Here is a 19085-nt window from a genome sequence, read left to right on the forward strand (position 1 = left end):
GTGGTGGACGTTTCCTCGTTCGTCCTTCGTCCTTCGTCTCCCATAATCTCCGTGTCTCTGTGGTGAGCGTTTCGTCATTCGTCGTTTGTCAGTTGGCGGGCGTGGGCGCGAATCAGCGCGCCAACCAGCTCTTCGATTTTGATTGGCTTGGCGATATAGTCGTCCATTCCCGCGCCGATGCACAGCTCGCGATCGCCTTGCATGGCGTTGGCCGTCATTGCGATGATGCGGGGCTGGCCGTTCGCCAGCGCGGTTGTGCGGATGCGGCGGGTCGCTTCCAGGCCATCCAGCTCGGGCATCTGCACATCCATCAGCACCACGTCGTAGGGCTGGCGTTGCAGCGCCGCCACTGCTTCCAGGCCATTGCCAGCTACATCGGCGCGGTAGCCCATCTGCGCCAGCAGCCGCAGCGCCAGCTTCTGGTTCACCATATTATCTTCGGCCAGCAGAATGCGAAGCGGGTGGCGCTGCGCCAGGCCCGGGTCGCCGGTGGGCGGCAGGCTGGCCGGTTTGCTCGGTGTGGCGCGCGCCTCGCCATGGAACAGGGAAACCAGCGCGTCGAAGAAATGCGAGGGCTTGAAGGGCTTGGCAAGCTGCGCCGCAAACAGCTCGGGCGCGCTGCTTTCCTGCCGCCCGACCGACGACCAGAGAATGATTGGCAAGGCTGTGGCCGGCCGCAGCGAGCGGATTTCTTTTGCCAGCGCCACGCCGTCCTGCTCGGGCATGAGCATGTCGAGCACCGCCAGCTCAAACGGCTCGCCGGCACGCACCCACCCCAGCGCCTCGCTGGGCGAGGCCGTATCGCGCACCTGCATGCCCCAGCGTTCGAGCTGAAGGCGCAGAATGCGCCGGTTGGTCGCGTTGTCGTCCACCGCGAGCACGCGCTTGCCGGCCAGCGCGGGTGCGCCATGGTCCAGATCGGGGCGCGGCTTGAGCGGCGCAGCAGCCGCCGCGCTGATGGTGAAGAAAAAGGTTGTGCCCAGGCCGGGCCTGCTTTCGACCCACATGGTGCCGCCCATCATCTCGGCCAGGCGCTTCGAGATCGCCAGGCCCAGGCCGGTGCCGCCATATTTGCGCGAAGTCGAGGCATCCACCTGCGAAAAGGACTGAAACAGCCGGTTCATGCGGTCGGCCGGGATGCCAATGCCGGTGTCGCGCACAGAGAAGACCAAGGACGAAAGACCAAAGACGAAAGCCCTGCCTTGTTCGTCGTTCGTCGTTCGTCGTTCGTCGTTCGTCCGTACCGTCACAACCACTTCGCCCTTTTCGGTGAACTTGATCGCGTTGGAAAGCAGGTTGAGCAAAATCTGGCGCAGGCGCGTTACGTCGCCGGCCAGCGCGGGCGGCACCTCCGCCTCGATCTGGTAGGCCAGGTCGAGGCGCTTCTGGGCCGCCGCGCCCGCAACCAGGTCGAGCGCGCTTTCGACGCAGTCGCGCAGATCAAAGGGCTGCTGCTCCAGGTCGAGCTTGTCGGACTCGATCTTCGAGAAGTCGAGAATGTCGTTGATGATGGTGAGCAGCGCGTCGCCCGAGGCGCGAATGGTTTCGGCGAACTCGCGCTGTTCGGCGGAAAGCTCGGTGCCGAGCAGCAGGCCCGTCATGCCAATGATGCCATTCATGGGCGTGCGGATTTCGTGCGACATTGTGGCAAGAAACGCGCTCTTGGCGGCGGTGGCCTGCTCGGCGGCGGCGCGTGCCTGCTGCGCCTCGTCGAACAGGCGCGCATTCTCAATCGCCACGCCCACATGGGCGGCGATCGTGCTCAGCAGGTGTACCTCGGCCTCGCCAAAGCGGTTTTCCTGGGCGGTGCTTTGCGCGCTCAGCACGCCAATCGCCCGCTCGCCCACCAGGATCGGCACGCCAAGGTACGATTTCGCGCTGACGCCGATTGGCTGCACGCGCATGGCTTGCTGCTGCACAACGGCATTCTGGTTCAGCAGCAGCGGCTGGCGCGTCTCGATGATGCGGCTGGTCAGGCCCTCGCCAAAGCGGATGGTGGTGAGATCTTCGCCATAGGTGTAGACAAAATCGATCAGGCCGCTTTGCTGGTTGTGCAAGGCCACATACACCACATCGGCGGCGAACGTTTGGCGCACCTGCTCGCCGGCCAGCTTGATCAGCGCGCCGAGATCCAGCTCGGACACCAGCGCCTGCGTGATATGGTTGACGGTCGCCAGCTCGGCGTTGCGCTGTTCCAGGCCGGCATTGGCTGCGGCCAGCTCGGTGGTGCGCTCGGCCACACGCCGCTCCAGGTCGGCGTAGAGCTGGGCGTTTTCCAGCGCTACGGCAGCCTGGTTGCCCAGCAGAGTCAGCATATCGAGGTCGCTCGCATCCAGCTGCCCAAACAGCGTGCGTATGTCGCCATACAGCAGGCCACGCATTCGGCCTTGCGCCAGCAGCGGCACCACCAGCGCCTGGGCTGCCTCGCCACTGGGCCAGCTGATGTCGTGTAGAACCGGGCGGTACGCAGCGCTTGCAGCATCAAGCAGCGGCAGGGCGACGCTTTCCAGCTCGGCGGCACTGGCCGCGCCAAAAACACCTTCCCAGCGCCGCTCGCCATCGGCATCGAGCAGCACCAGGGCGGCGCGCTCAACGCCACTCAATTCGACCAGCTCATCGAGAATGAAGCGGGGCAGCGCCGCAGGGTCGCGCAGTTCGCCCATGCGCGTGCCGGTTTCCAGCACCCGCCGAAGCTGGGCGTGCAGGTCGGCAGGCGGGCCGGCCAGGTTGGGGGCGGCGCTGGCATCCTGCATTGCAAAAATAATCGCCCGGTTGATCTGCGGCTTGCTGAAGTAGTTGCGGCGCAGGCCAGCGTCGCCAAGCGTGCTGACGCGTTCGAGCAGCACGGCAAACACGCGCTGAAGTGCTTCTTTGGCTGCTGCATTTTCGCCAGCGGCGCGGAGCGCCCGGTAGCGCCACCAGCAAACTTCCAGCGGCCCATAGTCTTCAAAGGTGTGGCCGGCGTCGTGAAGGGCGATTGCCGCTGCGGTGCTGGCAAGCGCGCCGGGAAGATCGCCCGCCGCAAGCTGGGCAGCGCCAAGCCAGCCGAGGGCATAGGCCTGCTCGCCGAAGATCTCGCGCTCGCCAAATGCATCGGCAACCGCCCGCAGCTGCGTGGCCGCTTCGGCCGGGTTGTCGGCGAGAAGGGCGCGGGCCATGCCGGCCTGGCAGTGCAGGGCTGTGCGCGTTGCACCCTTCGCCTCGGCATTCTGGCGCCCTTCGGCAAACATTGCGCTGGCTTCACGCGGATGCCCGGTTTCGAGCAGCGCATCGCCCAGGCCAAACAGCGGATATGACATGGAGTCGTAGGAGCCAATCGCGCGCGTCAGCTGCAAGGCTTGGTGGAAGTAGGACTGCGCCTGGCCAAACAGGCCAAGTTTCTGATAGCCAATGCCAAGGTTATACCGAGCCGTCGCCTCACGCTCACGAACGCCAAGCGATTCGTACAGCAGCAGCGCCGCTTTGCTGTAGGCGATTTGCCTGGCAAGATCGGGCGCAACGATGCCAAGGAAATTAAGCGCCTGCGCTTCATTGAAGCGATCGCCCTGGGCGCGCGCCAGAGCGACATACTCCTCGCCCTGCCGCAGCGCAAGATCGAACTGGCCGGACAGGATGCTGGCCATGACCGACGTATGCGAGGCGCGCAGCATGATTTCAGGCTCGCCGATCTGGGCAGCCAGCTCTGTCAGGCGCTCGGCGGCAACATGCAGGTGCGGGTAATCGCCCAGCGAGTAGTTGCTCATCGCCAGGGCAAACTGGCATATGGCTTCGAGGCGGGGCTGCCCGGCAACCCGCCCCAGCACGGCCTGGGCTATGTCGCGCCCGTCGGCAGCCTGCCCTCTGGTGCGCCACAGCATCACCTGGCGCTCGATCACTGCGACCTCGCGCGCGAGCGTGCCCTGGGCCAGTGCTTGCAGCGCGCCGATGTCGGCATCGGCCAGCGGGTACTCGCCCCACAAAAAAGCGGAATCAGCCCGACCGGAGCGCAGCGCATACTCGCGTTCAGGATCGCCGGCTGCCGGCAGCAGGGCCAGCGCCTCGGTATACTTCGCAATCGCGGTTTCGTGGTCACCGCTGGCGCGCGCGGTGTCGGCGGCGCGGCGTAGCGCATCGATCGTGTGTGTCACAACATATCCTCGGCATGTGTGGGGGTATTATAGCATTGGGTGGGGTGTTTGCTCGGGCCGCTGGCTGGGGTTTGGGGACTAGGGTTTGGGGTTTGGTGCTGCGCCTGTTGCTGCCTCCAAACCCCCAGACCCAATACCTTAAACCCAAGAGCGCAGCTTGCTCGGGCCGCTGGCTGGGGTTTGGGGACTAGGGTTTGGGGTTTGGTGCTGCGCCTGTTTCTGCCTCCAAACCCTCAGACCCAATACGCTAAACCCAAGAGTGCAGCTTGCTCGGGCCGCTGGCTGGGGTTTGGGGACTAGGGTTTGGGGTTTGGTGCTGCGCCTGTTTCTGCCTCCAAACCCTCAGACCCAATACGCTAAACCCAAGAGCGCAGCTTGCTCAGGCCGCAGGGCCGCAGGCAGTGCCAGCTTGAAGTCAGCTTGCTCAGGCCGCAGGGCCGCCGGGGCTCGCGCCGCCCCGGCACCCGGCGTCGGGGCTATCGCCCCGAACCCCGAATTTTAGGTGGCCGCCACCGTATAAGATTGCTTCTCATGCCTCCGTTGTGCCAAAAAGCTGGCAGCAGAATATGAAAGCTAGCTCGACCTAAAACGCGGTATAACACGTATCGCTCGATGCCTTGCTTTCATCCACAACGGAGGCATGACCACGGGCATTTCGTCCGTATGCCACGTTCTTTACGGGGTCCAGGGGCAACGCCCCGGCCGGGGAGTGCAGAGGGCCGCGGCCGGCCCTTTAGCGTCTATCCTGAGCTTGTCGAAGGGCGGGGCACGGGGCCGCACAGGCCCCGACAGAATTGCGGGGCACGGGGCCGCATAGCCCCGACTGAGTCGCGGGGCACGGGGCCGCACAGGCCCCGACAGAGTCGCGGGGCGCGGGCTGCTGCTCCATCGTTACTCTCAATGAATACCTTGATCGCATCGGCGAGTATCGCACGCCAGCGCATTGTAAAGCAGCAATACAGGCGCTGGTGCTTACCTGGTAATTGCCTTCACGTATCTTCCCAGGGTACCCATCATTCGCACGGTCATCGTGCAATTATATTGGAGGAGTGCCATGTCGCACATTCTTGCTTCGTCCCGCGCCAGATCATGGCAGCGCTTCCTGGCGGTGCTGGTGTTTGCTCTTGCTCTGGTTCTCATTCCTGGCCAAACCTTCGCGGCGCTGGTAGGCTGCCGTGCCGACCCCATTATCTACCTCTCCAATGGCATGAAGATTCAGCTCCTTGTGGCCGTCACCACCGACGCTGCCTCCGTTACCGACATCACCTACACCGTTCACGTTCCTGTCGGCGTCACCGCAAGCTCGGTGCAAATGGTCCAGTCCACCACAACGCTCATCCTGGCCAGCAAAGAGCACGTCGTCATGGTGTCCGATCTGCCCGCCAAGCAGTACAGGGCCAGCACTGTCGTCACTACCACCAAGCCCGCCACCGCCACGGTTACTGCGATCTTCACGCCCGGCACAACGCTCAACGCCAGCGGGCCAAATAACACGGGCATTCCGATCAGCTACACCAGCCCATAAGATCGAGCTGTCCATGATCGTCCGGGCCGGCCTGCGTGTCCGCTCGTCTACCTCGTCGGGCCGGCCTGCGTGCCGGCCCCTGTTTGTATCGCACACGCCCGCAGCCAGGTACGCGCCGGTATTGCGGCCTCGGCCCCTCAAATGTCGCCTTGTGAGTCGCCCTGTCCACGCTGTATCACCGAATCAAAGGCCAAGCACTATACCAGATCCAGTGCCACGCAGGAACGCCTGTATCACATGTCAAATAACCGCCCCAATATCCGGCTCCGCTATGATGTGCTGTTCTGTCGATTGAAATTCTCGGTTTTGCATAGGCAACCCGCTCAGTACCTACTGCCAGCGTAAGCGCAATGAAACAAAGCAGAATAAATTGAATAAAGCGTCGTTTTAGCATCTGTTTACTCCTCACTAACGGTGGTTGATGTGAGAAGTATAGCTGCTTGGCACACATTGCATATCCAGAGATTTACGTATCTTTAGCGCAATTATGATCTGCTCATACCAGCCCAGCATCGTTTGCCTGCGCCAGACGTCCTGCGCGGGCTTCTGCCGAAAATGCCGTATCAGCCCGATTTAGAGGCTTCACTGGGCGCGGCGGGCTGCACATCAAGCAATGGAGCAAAACTTGCAGTAGCGGGTCCTATGAAAAGCGATACCCATCTTGTAGCACTTGCACGCGCATATCTTGGCCATAGCCGCGCGCTGCAAGCCCCCGATCTCTCGCCGAAGCACCACAAACACCACAGCACCCAGCGCACACTGGCGCACAATGCCCTGATTGAAGCGCTTGGGCCAGCGTATGACCGCCCATTCGACATGCAGGCATGGTGCCGCACCTATCTCTTACATTTCTTCCTTCAGCAGAGCGGAAACGAGCGTCCCGATGCGTGGCGCAGGCTTGCGGAGTAATGGTGCATTGCTCTTTTTAGGGCCGCAGGCTGGGGTTTGGGGACTAGGGTTTGGGGTTTGGTGCTGCGCCTGTTGCTGCCTCCAAACCCCCAGACCCAATACCTTAAACCCAAGAGCGCAGCTTGCTCGGGCCGCTGGCTGGGGTTTGGGGACTAGGGTTTGGGGTTTGGTGCTGCGCCTGTTTCTGCCTCCAAACCCCAGACCCAATACCCTAAACCCAAGAGCGCAGCTTGCTCAGGCCGCTGGCTGGGGTTTGGGGACTAGGGTTTGGGGTTTGGTACTGCGCCTGTTGCTGCCTCCAAACCCCCAGACCCAATACCCTAAACCCAAGAGTGCAGCTTGCTCAGGCCGCTGGCTGGGGTTTGGGGACTAGGGTTTGGGGTTTGGTGCTGCGCCTGTTTCTGCCTCCAAACCCCAGACCCAATACCCTAAACCCAAGAGCGCAGCTTGCTCAGGCCGCTGGCTGGGGTTTGGGGACTAGGGTTTGGGGTTTGGTACTGCGCCTGTTGCTGCCTCCAAACCCCCAGACCCAATACCCTAAACCCAAGAGTGCAGCTTGCTCAGGCCGCAGGGCCGCCGGGGCTCGCGCCGCCCCGGCACCCGGCGTCGGGGCTATCGCCCCGAACCCCGAATTTTAGGTGGCCGCCACCGTATAAGATTGCTTCTCATGCCTCCGTTGTGCCAAAAAGCTGGCAGCGGACAAAAGATGTCAAACCAGTTTGTGATGCTCTCTCAATGACGATGAGTATTTTGTCCGATGCCCTGGCTGCATCCACAACGGAGGCATGACACACAAACATTTCGTTCTTGTGCCACATTCTTTTTGGGGTCCAGGGGCAACGCCCCGGCCGGGGAGTGCAGAGGGCCGCGGCCGGCCCTGAGCGTCTATCCTGAGCTTGTCGAAGGGCGGGGCACGGGGCCGCACAGGCCCCGACAGAGTCGCGGGGCACGGGGCCGCACAGGCCCCGACGAACTTACAGAAGCGCCAGCGTCTTCACCATGCGCACAAACGGCCGCTCATACAGCGTCGTGTGCTCAGTCACTGCGTAGCCCACGCGCTCGTAGAGATGCCGCGCTGCCGTGTTATCCTCCGCCACGTTCAGCGCGATCCGGGGGTAGCCATGTGCGCGGGCCAGCTCCTCGGCGCGCGCGAGCAGCTGCGTGCCAACGCCCTGGCGGGCCCAGTTGCTAAACACCGCCAGCGCATCGATATACCACTCGTCGTCGTGGGCCTCGTGCTGGAGCCACGGGCCAACCGCATCGTTCAGGCGCTCCTCATCGCGCCCGCCAAAGCTCAGCAGCACGCCAGCCACCGCGCCATCCACCTCGGCCACCTCGGTGACCTGGTAGCTAAAGCGGTTGCCCGCCTGCGCGAAGTAGCGCTCGAGGTGGCCGATAAAGCTGCCCGCCGGTTCCTCGCGCAGGGGAAACGTGATCTGAACGTGCGTGTAGGCCGAGTAGAGCAGGATCGCTGCTGGCTCGGCATCGGCTGGCTGGGCGGGGCGGATCTGCATCAAAGCTCACAATCGAAGGAATATCCACAGTCTGCACAGATTACGCAGATGAATCAAATCGGAACTACGCACTACGCACTACGCACTATAGATAGTAGTGCGTAGTGCGTAGTTGAAATCTACTCTGTACGCGGTGCAATCGTAAATCGTAAATCACCTACCCCAGGTGGTGCACCTCGCCCATGCCATACACCGGCGTGTCGAGGCCCTCCATGCGCGCCTTGAGCTGGAGCGAGAGAAACTGCGAGTAGTGGCGCGACTGGTGCAGGTTGCCGCCGTGGAACCACAGCGCCTCCTGCTGCGTCGGCTTCCACATATTGCGCTGCTCGCCCTCCCACGGCCCAGGGTCCTTGGTGGTGTCGGAGCCGAGCCCCCAGCACTTGCCGACTTTGTTGGCCACGTCCTGCGAGATCAGCCGCGCCGCCCAGCCGTTCATCGAGCCATAGCCGGTGGCGTAGACGATCAGGTCGGCAGGAAGCTCGCTGCCGTCGGAAAAGACCACCGAGTGCTCCTTGATCTCCTGCACCGCCACGCCGCTCTTGAGCTTGATCTTGCCGTCGATAATCAGCTGCGACGCGCCCACATCGATGTAGTAGCCCGAGCCGCGCCGCAGATACTTCATAAACAGGCCCGAGCCATCGTCGCCCCAGTCGAGCATAAAGCCAGCTTTGGCAAGCTGATCGTAGAACTCGGCGTCGCGCTCGGCCATTTGCTGGTAGAGCGGGATCTGGAACTCGTGCAGAATGCGGTAGGGGATCGACGCGAAGATCATGTCGGCAACGTCGGTGGTGATGCCGTTGGCCACGGCCTGCTCGGAATACAGCGCGCCAAGCCCGATGTCCATCAGCGTGTCGGATTTGACGATGTGGGTAGAAGTGCGCTGCACCATCGTCACGTCCGCGCCGTGCTCCCACAGGTCGGCGCAAATGTCGTGGGCCGAGTTATTCGAGCCGATCACCACGGCCTTCTTGCCCGCATAGGCATCGCCGCCGGGGAACTTGCTGGAATGATACTGCTCGCCCTTGAAGTTCTCCATGCCGGGGAAGCTGGGCTGGTTCGGCACGCCCGACATGCCGGTGGCCAGCACGAGCTGCTTGGGGTGCAGCACAACTTCCTCGCCATCACGATTGACGACCACGGTCCATTCCTGCTTGGCCTCGTCGTAGGTGGCGCTCCTGGCCTCGCTGCGCGTCCAGTAGTTCAGCTCCATGATCTTGGTGTACATCTCGAGCCAGTCGCCGATCTTATCTTTGGGCGAAAAGATCGGCCAGTGGTCGGGGAAGGGCAGGTAGGGCAGGTGATCGTACCAGACTGGGTCGTGCAGGCAGAGCGAGCTGTAGCGCTTGCGCCACGAGTCGCCGGGGCGATCGTTCTTCTCGATAATGATGGTTGGTACGCCCAGCCGTTTGAGCCGCGCGCCCAGACCAATGCCGCCCTGCCCGCCGCCGATGATCACGGCGTAGGGCTGTTTGGTATAGCCCAGCGCGGCTTCTTCTTCCTGCTTGCGCTCCAGCCAGTTCTTGCGGTCGTTGAATGCGCCGTGCTGCACGCCCTTGGGGCGCGTCGGGCCTTTGGCCTCTTCATAGCCCTTCAGCTCAGTCATGGTGGTCAGCAGCGTCCAGCACTTCTCGCCCTTCAGGCGGATCTGGCCGCGCCCGCGCGCAACTGCCGTTTCAAACGAGAACCAGCCCTCGGCTAGGGATGCGTCGCCCGTCGCCTCGCCTTCGATCTGCCAGTTGCTGGGCTGGGTCGTCTCCAGCGTTGCGTCCAGCATGTCGCGAATCTCGGCCTTGCCTTCCACCGTCTTGATGTTCCAGGTGAATGAAACAAGATCGCGCCAGTAGCAATCGTCGGCAAACATCTCAACCGCCGCCACAATGTCGTTCTGGCTCAGCGCCGCGCCAAACGCAGAAAGCCAACCGGACACCAGCTGTGTGGGTGTGCTCATGCCGCCTCCTTGTCGTCTTCGACTATTGCCGGATCGGGATGGGCAGATTATAGCACGGCTGGATGGGGTGGCTGGCAGTGGGGCGGCCGCTTCTGCGCGGCGCGTGGCCAATGTGATCGATTTCCTTGCAATGTTGTTGTGCTACTGGCATGGAGAAAGACGTGTCGTTTTGCTAGGATCGGAAGCATGAATCAGCTGCAAACACCCCAGGTCGTCTATGATTCCGCCGAGCGGGGCGCATGGCTGCTGCGCGAGCTGCGCGAGCTGCTGGCGTACCGGAAGCTGCTGCGCATGCTTGTGCTCAACCAGCTCAAGCAGCGCTATCGCCGCTCGCTGCTGGGCATGGGCTGGGTGCTGGTGAGCCCGCTGCTGAACACGGCAGTGCTTTCTATTGCCTTCAATGCGCTGTTTAAGAATAGCGTCCTCCAGTACCCGGTGTATGTGCTGGTGGGCCTGATCGCCTGGAACTTCTTTGCGCAAACCACCACGCTGGGGATCGACACCGCTGTAAGCGGCAGCGGCCTGCTTCAGCGCGTGTATCTGCCGCGCAGCCTGTTCATCATCGCAACGCTGGGCAACGCCCTGATCAATCTTGGCATTGCGCTGGTGGCACTGGCGATTGTGCTGCTGGTCACTGGCACGCCCGTCGCGCTCACCGCCCTGCTGCTGCCGCTGGCTGTCGCGCTGCTGGCGCTGTTTACGCTTGGTGTCACGCTGGCGGTGGCTATGCTGGCGGTGTTCGTTGGCGACGTGGTGCATCTCTACCCGCTGCTGGTGCAGGCGTTGTTTTTCCTCACGCCAATCGTCTACCCGCCAGACATTGTGCCGGCGCAGTTCCGCTGGCTGGTGCAGCTCAACCCCGTCAGCGTCTTTGTCGATCTGTTCCGCGCGCTTTTGTATCGTGGCGAAGTTCCCGCGCTGCACGTCTGGGGCATGGCAGCCGCAGTTGCGCTTGCGGCCCTGCTCATTGGGTGGTCGCTTTTCAGCTGGAAAGCAGACGAGAGTGTCTACTATATCTAGCCCCCACGCTTCAGCCAGTATCCCAGCCATCACAATGGAATCGATCGCGGTGCGCTACTGGCTCTACCAGGGCCGCCGCCCGCTGCTGCAAGATTATGTCAGCAGCATCGTTGCGCGCCGGCCATTGCGCCGCGATGTCTGGGCCCTGCGCGACGTGAGCCTGTCGGTGCGCTCGGGCGAAGTGCTTGGCCTGGCCGGCTCGAATGGCTCGGGCAAGAGCACGCTGCTCAAGGTGGTGGCGCGCATTCTGCGCCCCACCGCAGGCCGTGTGCTTGTGCGCGGCCGGGTTGCGCCCCTGATCGAGCTGGGCGCGGGCTTTCAGCCCGACCTGACCGGGCGCGAAAATGTGCTGCTGAAATCGGCCATTCTTGGGCACAACCCGCACGACACCCGCCGACGGATGGGCCGGATCGTCGATTTCGCCGGCCTGCACGAGTTCATCGACGCGCCGCTGCACACCTACTCCAGCGGCATGGTCGCCCGCCTGGCTTTCGCCGTCGCCACCGACATCCAGCCCGATATTCTGATCATCGACGAGGTGCTGGCGGTGGGCGACGCCGAGTTCCGCGAGCGCTCCGAGCAGCGCATTGCCGAGCTGCGCCGCGCCGGCACCACGATCCTGCTGGTGTCGCACAACAGCGCGGCGCTGCGCCAAAGCTGCGACCGGATCGGCTGGCTGGCGTATGGCAGGCTGCAAATGCTTGGCGAGGCCGGCGATGTGCTGCACGCCTACGAAAGCGGTTTGCAGGTCAGGCCCGGCGCGGTTGGCGCGAATGGCCTGCCCATCATTCGGAACAGTGGCGCGGCGGTGCCAGCGGTCGATTTGCATGCCGACGATAAGCTGTTTGTGCTGCGCGTGCCCGGCGCTGACGATGCCGCCTTTCAGGCAGCCGTCGAGCGCCACTTCGACCCCGAGCACATCAGCCCATTCCACAGCCGCGCCGAGCTTCCCGCTGGCGCGCGCATGGCGCTGGCACCGTACCGGCTGATCAGCGGAACCTTCTTCTACGACCAGATGGCGCGCCTGCTGAACCAGGCCCCAATCTGCGCCACGCTGCTGCCAGCGCGGGCACAGGAACTATCCCCCGGCCAGCACGACAACCCACTCACGCGCTTGCTGGGCTGCGCGCTCGCGCCAGGTGGCCGCATCCTGCATAACGACGCCTACCTCGCGCAGCCCGTCAGCCGCGACGACTTCCGGCGCGCGCGCGCCACGCTCGACGCGCTGGCCTTTGTGGGGCTTGCCGCCCGCCCGCAAGAATCGCTGCTGCTGTTCTGGTATACCTTCGGCTGGATGCCCGACCAAAGCCTGGCGCAGGCGCTCCTTCCGCCAGAAACCGCGCCGCACGACCTGCCGGAAGATGCGTTTGACCGCGAGCTCTACGAGCGCGCCTGCCACCTGTTCGAGCAGCGGATTGCCCGCATGACCCACGATCTCTGCGACCGCTTCGGGCATTTGTATGCGAACGAACTCGTGCCGCCGCTGCCGCTGGAAGTGCTGATCGGGCTGCTGCGCCAGCACCACGAGCGGCGTCGGGCCGAGCGCGGCGAGCCCACCGGGCTGCGCTTCACCTTCGACCGGCCCGTGCCGGGAACTGGCTGGTATGGCGTCGAGTACAACCCGCAGCACGGCACCTTCCGCTGGACTGGCCCCGATCGCCGTTCGACGCTTCAGCTGCCGCTTGAGCCAGCCATGACCGAGCGCAAGCAGTGGCTGCGCTGCCGCATTCTGCAAGCCAGCCGGCCGGGCGCGCTCAAAAGCCTGCGCTTCTTTGTGAACGACCAGCCCGTGCCGATGCGCCAAACGCGCGTCTGGGATGGCTCGATCCTGTGCGAAGGGCCGGTGCCCGCCGCCGCGCTGCACGGTCGTTCCTTTGCAACCATCCGGCTGGAAGTCGATAAGACGGTCGTTCCCGCCGCCAGCGAGCTGGCCTACGCCGAATCGCGCCATCTGGGCGTTGCGCTGAGCTGGCTCGAGCTCGCGCCACTGGATATCCACGAGCCAGCGCCAGCGAGCGCCGAGTTTCAACCGTAGCCGAAAGGGCACACCATGGGTGAGTTGCGCGCGGAAACCGCCACTATCTGCACGATCATTGCCAAGAACTACCTCGCCCAGGCGCGCTGCCTGGCCGAATCATTCTACGCGCAGCACCCGAATGGGCGCATGTTTGCCCTGCTGATCGATCAGCCCGACGGCTGCTTCGACCCGGCGGCGGAGCCATTCACGGTTGTGCCGATGGCCGATCTGCCGCTGCCCGACGGCGTGCAGATGACCTTCCGCTACAACGTGGTCGAGCTGAGCACGGCGGTTAAGCCCTTCTTCTTGGAGTATCTGTTCGACCGCTACGCCCTCGATCACTTGATCTATCTCGACCCCGATATCTACTGCTACCGCCCGCTCGCGCCGCTGCTCGACGCCTTGCAGCACAGCCGGGTGGTGCTCACCCCGCACCTGCTCGCGCCGCTCGACGACAGCTACCGGCCCAGCGAGATCGATATTCTGCGGGTGGGCAGCTACAACCTGGGCTGCATTGGCCTGGCGCGCAGCCCCGAGCTGCACACGCTGCTCCAGTGGTGGCAGCGCCACCTCCTGCGCGATTGCGTGATCGACTTCGCGCGCGGCCTGTTTGTCGATCAGCGCTGGATCGACATGCTGCCCGCCTTATTCGAAGGCGTGGCGGTGCTGCGCCACCCGGGCTGCAATGTGGCCTACTGGAACCTGGCGCAGCGCGACGTAACGCACAGCGCCAGCGGCTGGCTGGTGAATGGCGAGCCGCTGATCTTCTTCCACTTCAGCGGGCTGATCCTTGATGATGTCGAGCAGATCTCGCTGCACCAGAACCGCTATACGCTGGCAAAACTGCCCGCGCTGCGCCCGCTGTTCCGCCACTACGGCAGCCGCCTGCAGGCCCACGGCGTGGCCAGCGTGCGCCACTGGCCCTATAGCTACAGCGCGTTTGCGAATGGCGTGCCAATTGTGGAAATGGCCCGCCAGCTCTGGCGCGACAACGACGGCGAGCGCCGCTGGCCGCAGCCATTCGATTCCGGGGGCGCGGGAAGTTTTTTCAGCTGGCTGAACCAGGAAGCGCACGCCAGCAGCGACGCCCTGCTGCTCAGCAACCTTGCGCTTGAAGTGTACCGCCAGCGCATTGATTTGCAGCAAGCCTTCCCGGATGTGGTCGCCGCGCATCGCCGCGCCTATATCGAATGGTTTGTGCGCGATGCCGCGCCGCAGCACCAGCTCGACGCGGTGTTTGTGGAGCCAATGCGCCGCGCACTGAAAGCGGCAAGCGCGCCCGCGCAGGCCAGCACGAAATCAACGCCACGTGAGCGCGCTCGGGCATTGCTGCGTCGCACGGTGGCGCTGGAGCCGCTGCCGGTTGCGCCCCTTAGCGGCGAGGCATCGCTCGCGCGGCGCATCTACTACGGCATTCGCAACCCGCTGCGCCGGCTGGGCCTGCACAAGCCGCTGCGCCGCCTGCTTGGCCGCCAGGCCGTCATTCGCATCCACGCCGCCATGGTGCTGAACTCGGCCAAAGCCACGCCGGGCACGCGCGTCGAGCAATCGCGGGCCGAGCTGTTCAGCCACGCGCCCGCCAAAAGCCCGGGCCTGAATGTGGTGGGCTACTTCGATCACCTGACCGGCGTGGGCGAAGTGGCGCGCTCGCTGCTGCACACACTCGAAACCCTGCACTACCCCACCGTCGGCATCGAAACGCCAGCATGCGACACGCGCGGCGCAGACGAGCAACATGCCCCGTATTCCTGCAACCTGCTGTGCGTCAACGCCGACATGACCCCAGCGGTGCGCCAGTCGCTGGGCGCGGCCTTCTTCGACCAGCGCTACACGATTGGCTTCTGGCACTGGGAAACCGCCAACTTCCCGAGCGAGTGGCACGACCGCTTTGGCCTGCTCCAGGAAATCTGGGTGGCCAGCGAGTTCGTTCAGCAAACACTCAGCCCGCTGGTATCCATCCCCATCCGCCGCATCCGCGTGCCTGTCGCGCTCGCCGCGCCCGCGCATGTGTGCCGCGCCGAGCTGAGCCTGCCCGAGGATCGCTTCCTCTGGCTGTTTGCCTTCGACATGCGCAGCTACATCGAGCGGAAGAATCCGTTTGGCGCGATCGACGCCTACCGCCGCGCCTTTGGCACGCACAGCAACTGCACGCACCTGGTGATCAAGGCCAGCCATCTCCATGAACATCCCGAAGCGGCGGCGCGGCTGCGCGCGAGCCTGGCCGAAGTGGGCGGCACCCTGATCGACAGCGCAATTGATCGCGCGCGCCTGACCACGCTGTTTGCGGCCTGCGATGGCTACCTGTCGCTGCACCGCAGTGAGGGGTTTGGCCTGACGATGGTGGAGGCGATGGCGCTGGGCAAGCCGGTGGTGGCGACTGGCTACTCGGGCAATATGGACTTTATGACGGCGGAAAACAGCTACCCGGTGCGCTACCGCCTGGTTGAGCTAGAGCGCGACCACGGCCCCTACCGGCGCGGCAATCTCTGGGCCGAACCCGACCTCGACCACGCCGCCGAGCTGATGCGCGCCGTCTGCGCCCAGCGCGAGGAAGCCCACCAGCGCGGGCAAGTTGCCGCGAACGACATTCTGCGCTGGTATGGCCGCCAGCCCGCCGGCCAGGCGATCATTGATCGCCTGAATGTGATTGAGGGCCGCGTATGAGCAACACAATTGCAGCAGGCACCGTGGCATTTGGCTGCGTGGCCGAGCCGACGCCCACCTTCTATGCGCAGGTGCGCCGCATGATCCAGTCGATCCGCTGGTTTGGTGGCTCGCTCGCCAGCGCCGATATTTTTGTGTGCGTGGTTGGCGCGATCGACCCGGACGCGCGGCGCGAGTTTGTTGCGCTTGGCGCGCAGGTGCGCGAGGTGGCCGAGTTCAACCCGCTCAACCGCCACAGCAACAAAATTCGCTTTTTGGAGCTGCCCGAGCTGATGCGCTACGAAACGGCGGTGCTGCTCGATTGCGATGTGGCGCTGGTGCAAGACCCCGCGCCGTATTTCGACCAGCCCGCGCTGCAGCTCAAAATCGCCGACCTGCCAACCGTGCCGAACGCAATGCTGGCTAAGCTCTGCGCGCACTTTGGCCTGCCCACGCCCGATCCCATCTACACGACCACATGCTCGCAGGAGCCGACGATCTGGTATTGCAACACCGGCGTGATGATTGTGCCCACGGCGTGGCTTGCGCAGATCGTGCCGGCATGGCGCGACTATATTTTGCAGCTCAGCCAGGAGCCAGGGCTTTTCGGCCCGCCGTTTCTGCACGCCAACCAGGCAGCCATGGCGCTGGTCTACCTGGGCGGCGACATGCCATTCCGCGAGCTGCCGGTGGCGATGAACTTCCCGCTGAACCAGACCGATCGCCGGCCAGCGCCGGCACTCCTGCACGAAGACCCAGTTATTCTGCACTACCACGACCGGGTGGACAGCGATGGTTTGCTGCTGCCGGCACCCTACCCGCTGGCACAGCGGCGCATCGAGCAGCTCAACGGTCGCCTGCGCGAAGCAAGTGCAGCGCCTGCCTCACGGGCAGCGCCAGCAGCGCCCACACTGCGCGCCAGCGAACCGCCGCCCATGCCTTTTGTAATCGGCTCGGGGCGCTCGGGCACCACGCTGCTGCGCCTGATGCTCGACAGCCACCCCGCGCTGGCAGTGCCGTCGGAAACGCACTTCATCCCCGAGCTTGTGCGGGCCTGCCAGCGCCACGCACGCCCGGCTGAGCAATTTGTGGAAACGTTAACGCAGCATGCGCGCTGGGCCGATTTCCAGATCGACGCAGCGAGCTTGCGCGAGGAGATTATGGCGCTGGCCCCGTTTACGCTTGGCGATGGGCTGCGCGCCTTCTACCGGGCCTATGCGGCGCGTTTCGGCAAGCCGCGCTGTGGCGACAAAACCCCGGCGTACAGCCTGTGCGCCGAGCAGATTCAGTTGCTGCTGCCCGAGGCGCGCTTTATCCACATCATCCGCGATGGCCGCGATGTTGCGATGTCGTTTCATTCGATCTGGGGCGCGGCCAGTTCCATTGGCGAAACTGCGCGGCTGTGGGCCGGGCGAATTCGCGCCACGCGCCGGCAGGTGCCCGAGCTGAAACACTACCTTGAGGTGCGCTACGAGAACCTGGTGCTGGAACCCGAGCCCGCCTTGCGACGAATCTGCGAGTTCCTTGAGCTGGAGTGGGACCCGGCGATGCTCGATTACCACCAGCGCGCTGCCGGGCGTCTGGAAGAGCTGAAGCGGCCAATACGAGCGATTGATGGAACCATCCATATTGGCGAGCAGCGGCTTGCCATCCACCGCATGACCAGCAAGCCGCCCCAGAGGGAGCGCGTAACGGCATGGCAACGAAGTATGTCGCCCGAGCATGTTGCCGCAGTTGAGGCCGAAGTTGGCGATGTGCTGGAAGAACTGGGCTACCCGCTCACCAGCAGCCACAAACCCCAGGCACCCAAGCGCGTTGCTGTTTGTATCACAGGCATGCACCGCTCGGGCACATCGCTGGTGGGGCAGCTTCTGCATGCCTGCGGGCCATACCTCGGCCCCTGCCGATTGCTGGCCAAACCGGCCCCCGACAACCTGGATGGCTACTGGGAGCACCCCGAGGTGCGGCAGATCAACGACGACCTTCTGGCGCATTTTGGCGGCGGCTGGGATGTTGTGCCGGCCCTGCCGGAAGGGTGGGAAACACTGGCGGAGCTGGAGCCATTCCGCGAGCGCGCGCGCGTGCTGATCGGCCAGTTCGATGCGCAGCGCTTCTGGGGCTGGAAAGACCCGCGCACTGCGCTGACCATGCCCTTCTGGCGGCAGCTCGTGCCGGGCCTGAAGGTCGTGATCTGCGTGCGCAACCCGCTGGAAGTTGCGCGCTCGCTCAGCCAGCGCGGCATGTCGTCGCTGGCGTTTGGCCTGCGCCTGTGGCACGCATACTACGAGTGCCTGCTCCGAGCCGTGCCACCCGAAGATCGCATTATCAGCCACTACGACGCCTACTTCGTCGATGCGTCTGCCGAAACGCGCCGCGTGCTGGCCGCGCTTGGCATCCCAACATCGGAAGATCTGCTCGAGCGGGCATGCGCTGGCGCGGCCACAAGCATGCGCCACCAGCGCAGCACCCTGGCCGATCTGCTTGCCGCTGGCGCGCCGGCAGCGACGCTTCGGCTGTATGGCGAATTGTGCGGTGAAGACGCGGGCGCGCCGCCCGGAGCCGCGCTGGCGGGTGTTGGCGCGCCCAATGCCAATGCTGCACCTGCACCCAACGCATCGTTGCAGGCCGCGCTAACACTCTTGCAAAGCCATGAAACCGAGCTGGCCGCATTGCGCCCGCTGGCGGCATCCACCCAGACCGAGCTGGCGATTCTGCGCCCAATTCTGGCGGCGCGCGAAAAAGAAGTCGCGTTTCTGATGCCCGCGCTGGCTGCCCGCGAAGCCGAGCTGGCCAGCTATGCGCACGAACTTGCCGCCACGCGCGCGCTGCTGGCCGCGCGCGTGGGCGAGCTTGGCGGCTACGCCCGCGAGCTAGCTGCGCTGCGTGATCTGCTGGCCGCGCGCGAAAGCGAGATCCGCGCAAGCCATGACCTGCTGACCGCGCGCGAAGCTGAAATCGCCAATTACGCCCGCGAGCTAGCTGCGCTGCGCGAGCTGCTGGCCGCGCGCGAAAGCGAGATCCGCGCAAGCCACGACCTGCTGGCCGCGTGCGAAGCTGAAATCGCCAACTACGCCCGCGAGCTTGCCGGCACCCGCGAGCTACTTGCCGCCCGCGAGGACGAGATCCACGCAAGCCATGACCTGCTGGCCGCGCGCGAGGACGAGCTAGGCAACTATGCCCGTGAGCTTGCTGCCGTGCGCAACGTGCTGGCCGCGCGCGAGGACGAGTTAGGCAACTATGCCCGCGAGCTTGCCGCTGCACACGAACTGCTCGCGGCGCGTGAAGAACTTTTTGCGGTGGTTGCCGAAGATTAGTGCGGGCGGCTGGCTCTCGGGCGATGATTGCGACCCCCTGAAATGGCCCGAGCTGGTGCGGACAGTTC

The 19085-nt window shown here is 64.3% G+C and carries 8 protein-coding genes; 5 read left to right on the forward strand and 3 right to left on the reverse strand.

Annotation, left to right across the window (positions count from 1 at the left end; genetic code table 11):
• Positions 1-74: 74 nt before the first annotated feature.
• Positions 75-4127: a response regulator gene (locus M1P90_RS25325; protein ID WP_483698333.1), complete on the reverse strand. Its 4053-nt coding sequence runs from the start codon at positions 4125-4127 to the stop codon at positions 75-77.
• Positions 4128-5181: 1054 nt separating this feature from the next.
• Here M1P90_RS25325 and M1P90_RS25330 point away from each other — a divergent pair.
• Complete coding sequence (locus tag M1P90_RS25330) at positions 5182-5652, forward strand: hypothetical protein (protein ID WP_483698334.1); 471 nt, start codon at positions 5182-5184, stop codon at positions 5650-5652.
• A 1883-nt stretch (positions 5653-7535) separates the two neighbouring features.
• Here the strand turns inward: M1P90_RS25330 and M1P90_RS25335 are convergent.
• Together M1P90_RS25335 and M1P90_RS25340 are read right to left on the reverse strand one after the other, a co-directional pair.
• Positions 7536-8075, reverse strand: a complete 540-nt coding sequence (locus M1P90_RS25335; RefSeq protein ID WP_483698335.1) for a GNAT family N-acetyltransferase — start codon at positions 8073-8075, stop codon at positions 7536-7538.
• 157 nt (positions 8076-8232) lie between these two features.
• The gene (locus M1P90_RS25340) at positions 8233-10023 is read right to left on the reverse strand and encodes an NAD(P)-binding domain-containing protein (protein WP_483698336.1); all 1791 of its coding nucleotides are present in this window, start codon (positions 10021-10023) and stop codon (positions 8233-8235) included.
• A gap of 186 nt (positions 10024-10209) precedes the next feature.
• On the opposite strand from M1P90_RS25340, the gene M1P90_RS25345 reads away from it, so the two are divergent.
• From M1P90_RS25345 to M1P90_RS25360, 4 genes are read left to right on the forward strand one after another with little or no spacing between them, the layout of a single operon-like run.
• Complete coding sequence (locus M1P90_RS25345; RefSeq protein WP_483698337.1) at positions 10210-11043, forward strand: ABC transporter permease; 834 nt, start codon at positions 10210-10212, stop codon at positions 11041-11043.
• A 34-nt stretch (positions 11044-11077) separates the two neighbouring features.
• Entirely contained in the window at positions 11078-13078 is a 2001-nt protein-coding gene (locus tag M1P90_RS25350; RefSeq protein WP_483698338.1) for an ABC transporter ATP-binding protein, read from the forward strand.
• A 15-nt stretch (positions 13079-13093) separates the two neighbouring features.
• Complete coding sequence (locus M1P90_RS25355; RefSeq protein WP_483698340.1) at positions 13094-15724, forward strand: glycosyltransferase; 2631 nt, start codon at positions 13094-13096, stop codon at positions 15722-15724.
• Complete coding sequence (locus M1P90_RS25360; RefSeq protein WP_483698342.1) at positions 15721-19017, forward strand: sulfotransferase; 3297 nt, start codon at positions 15721-15723, stop codon at positions 19015-19017. The genes M1P90_RS25355 and M1P90_RS25360 overlap by 4 nt, the downstream gene beginning before the upstream one ends.
• Positions 19018-19085 lie beyond the last annotated feature (68 nt).

Source organism: Kouleothrix sp. 19917 (assembly GCF_057073505.1).

What these genes read in the sequence shown, in the direction of transcription:
- M1P90_RS25360 (WP_483698342.1), top strand. Translation starts at nt 15,721, where the DNA reads ATGAGCAACACAATTGCAGCAGGCACCGTGGCATTTGGCTGCGTGGCC.
- M1P90_RS25345 (WP_483698337.1), top strand. Translation starts at nt 10,210, where the DNA reads ATGAATCAGCTGCAAACACCCCAGGTCGTCTATGATTCCGCCGAGCGG.
- M1P90_RS25330 (WP_483698334.1), top strand. Translation starts at nt 5,182, where the DNA reads ATGTCGCACATTCTTGCTTCGTCCCGCGCCAGATCATGGCAGCGCTTC.
- M1P90_RS25340 (WP_483698336.1), bottom strand. Translation starts at nt 10,023, where the DNA reads ATGAGCACACCCACACAGCTGGTGTCCGGTTGGCTTTCTGCGTTTGGC.
- M1P90_RS25335 (WP_483698335.1), bottom strand. Translation starts at nt 8,075, where the DNA reads ATGCAGATCCGCCCCGCCCAGCCAGCCGATGCCGAGCCAGCAGCGATC.
- M1P90_RS25350 (WP_483698338.1), top strand. Translation starts at nt 11,078, where the DNA reads ATGGAATCGATCGCGGTGCGCTACTGGCTCTACCAGGGCCGCCGCCCG.
- M1P90_RS25355 (WP_483698340.1), top strand. Translation starts at nt 13,094, where the DNA reads ATGGGTGAGTTGCGCGCGGAAACCGCCACTATCTGCACGATCATTGCC.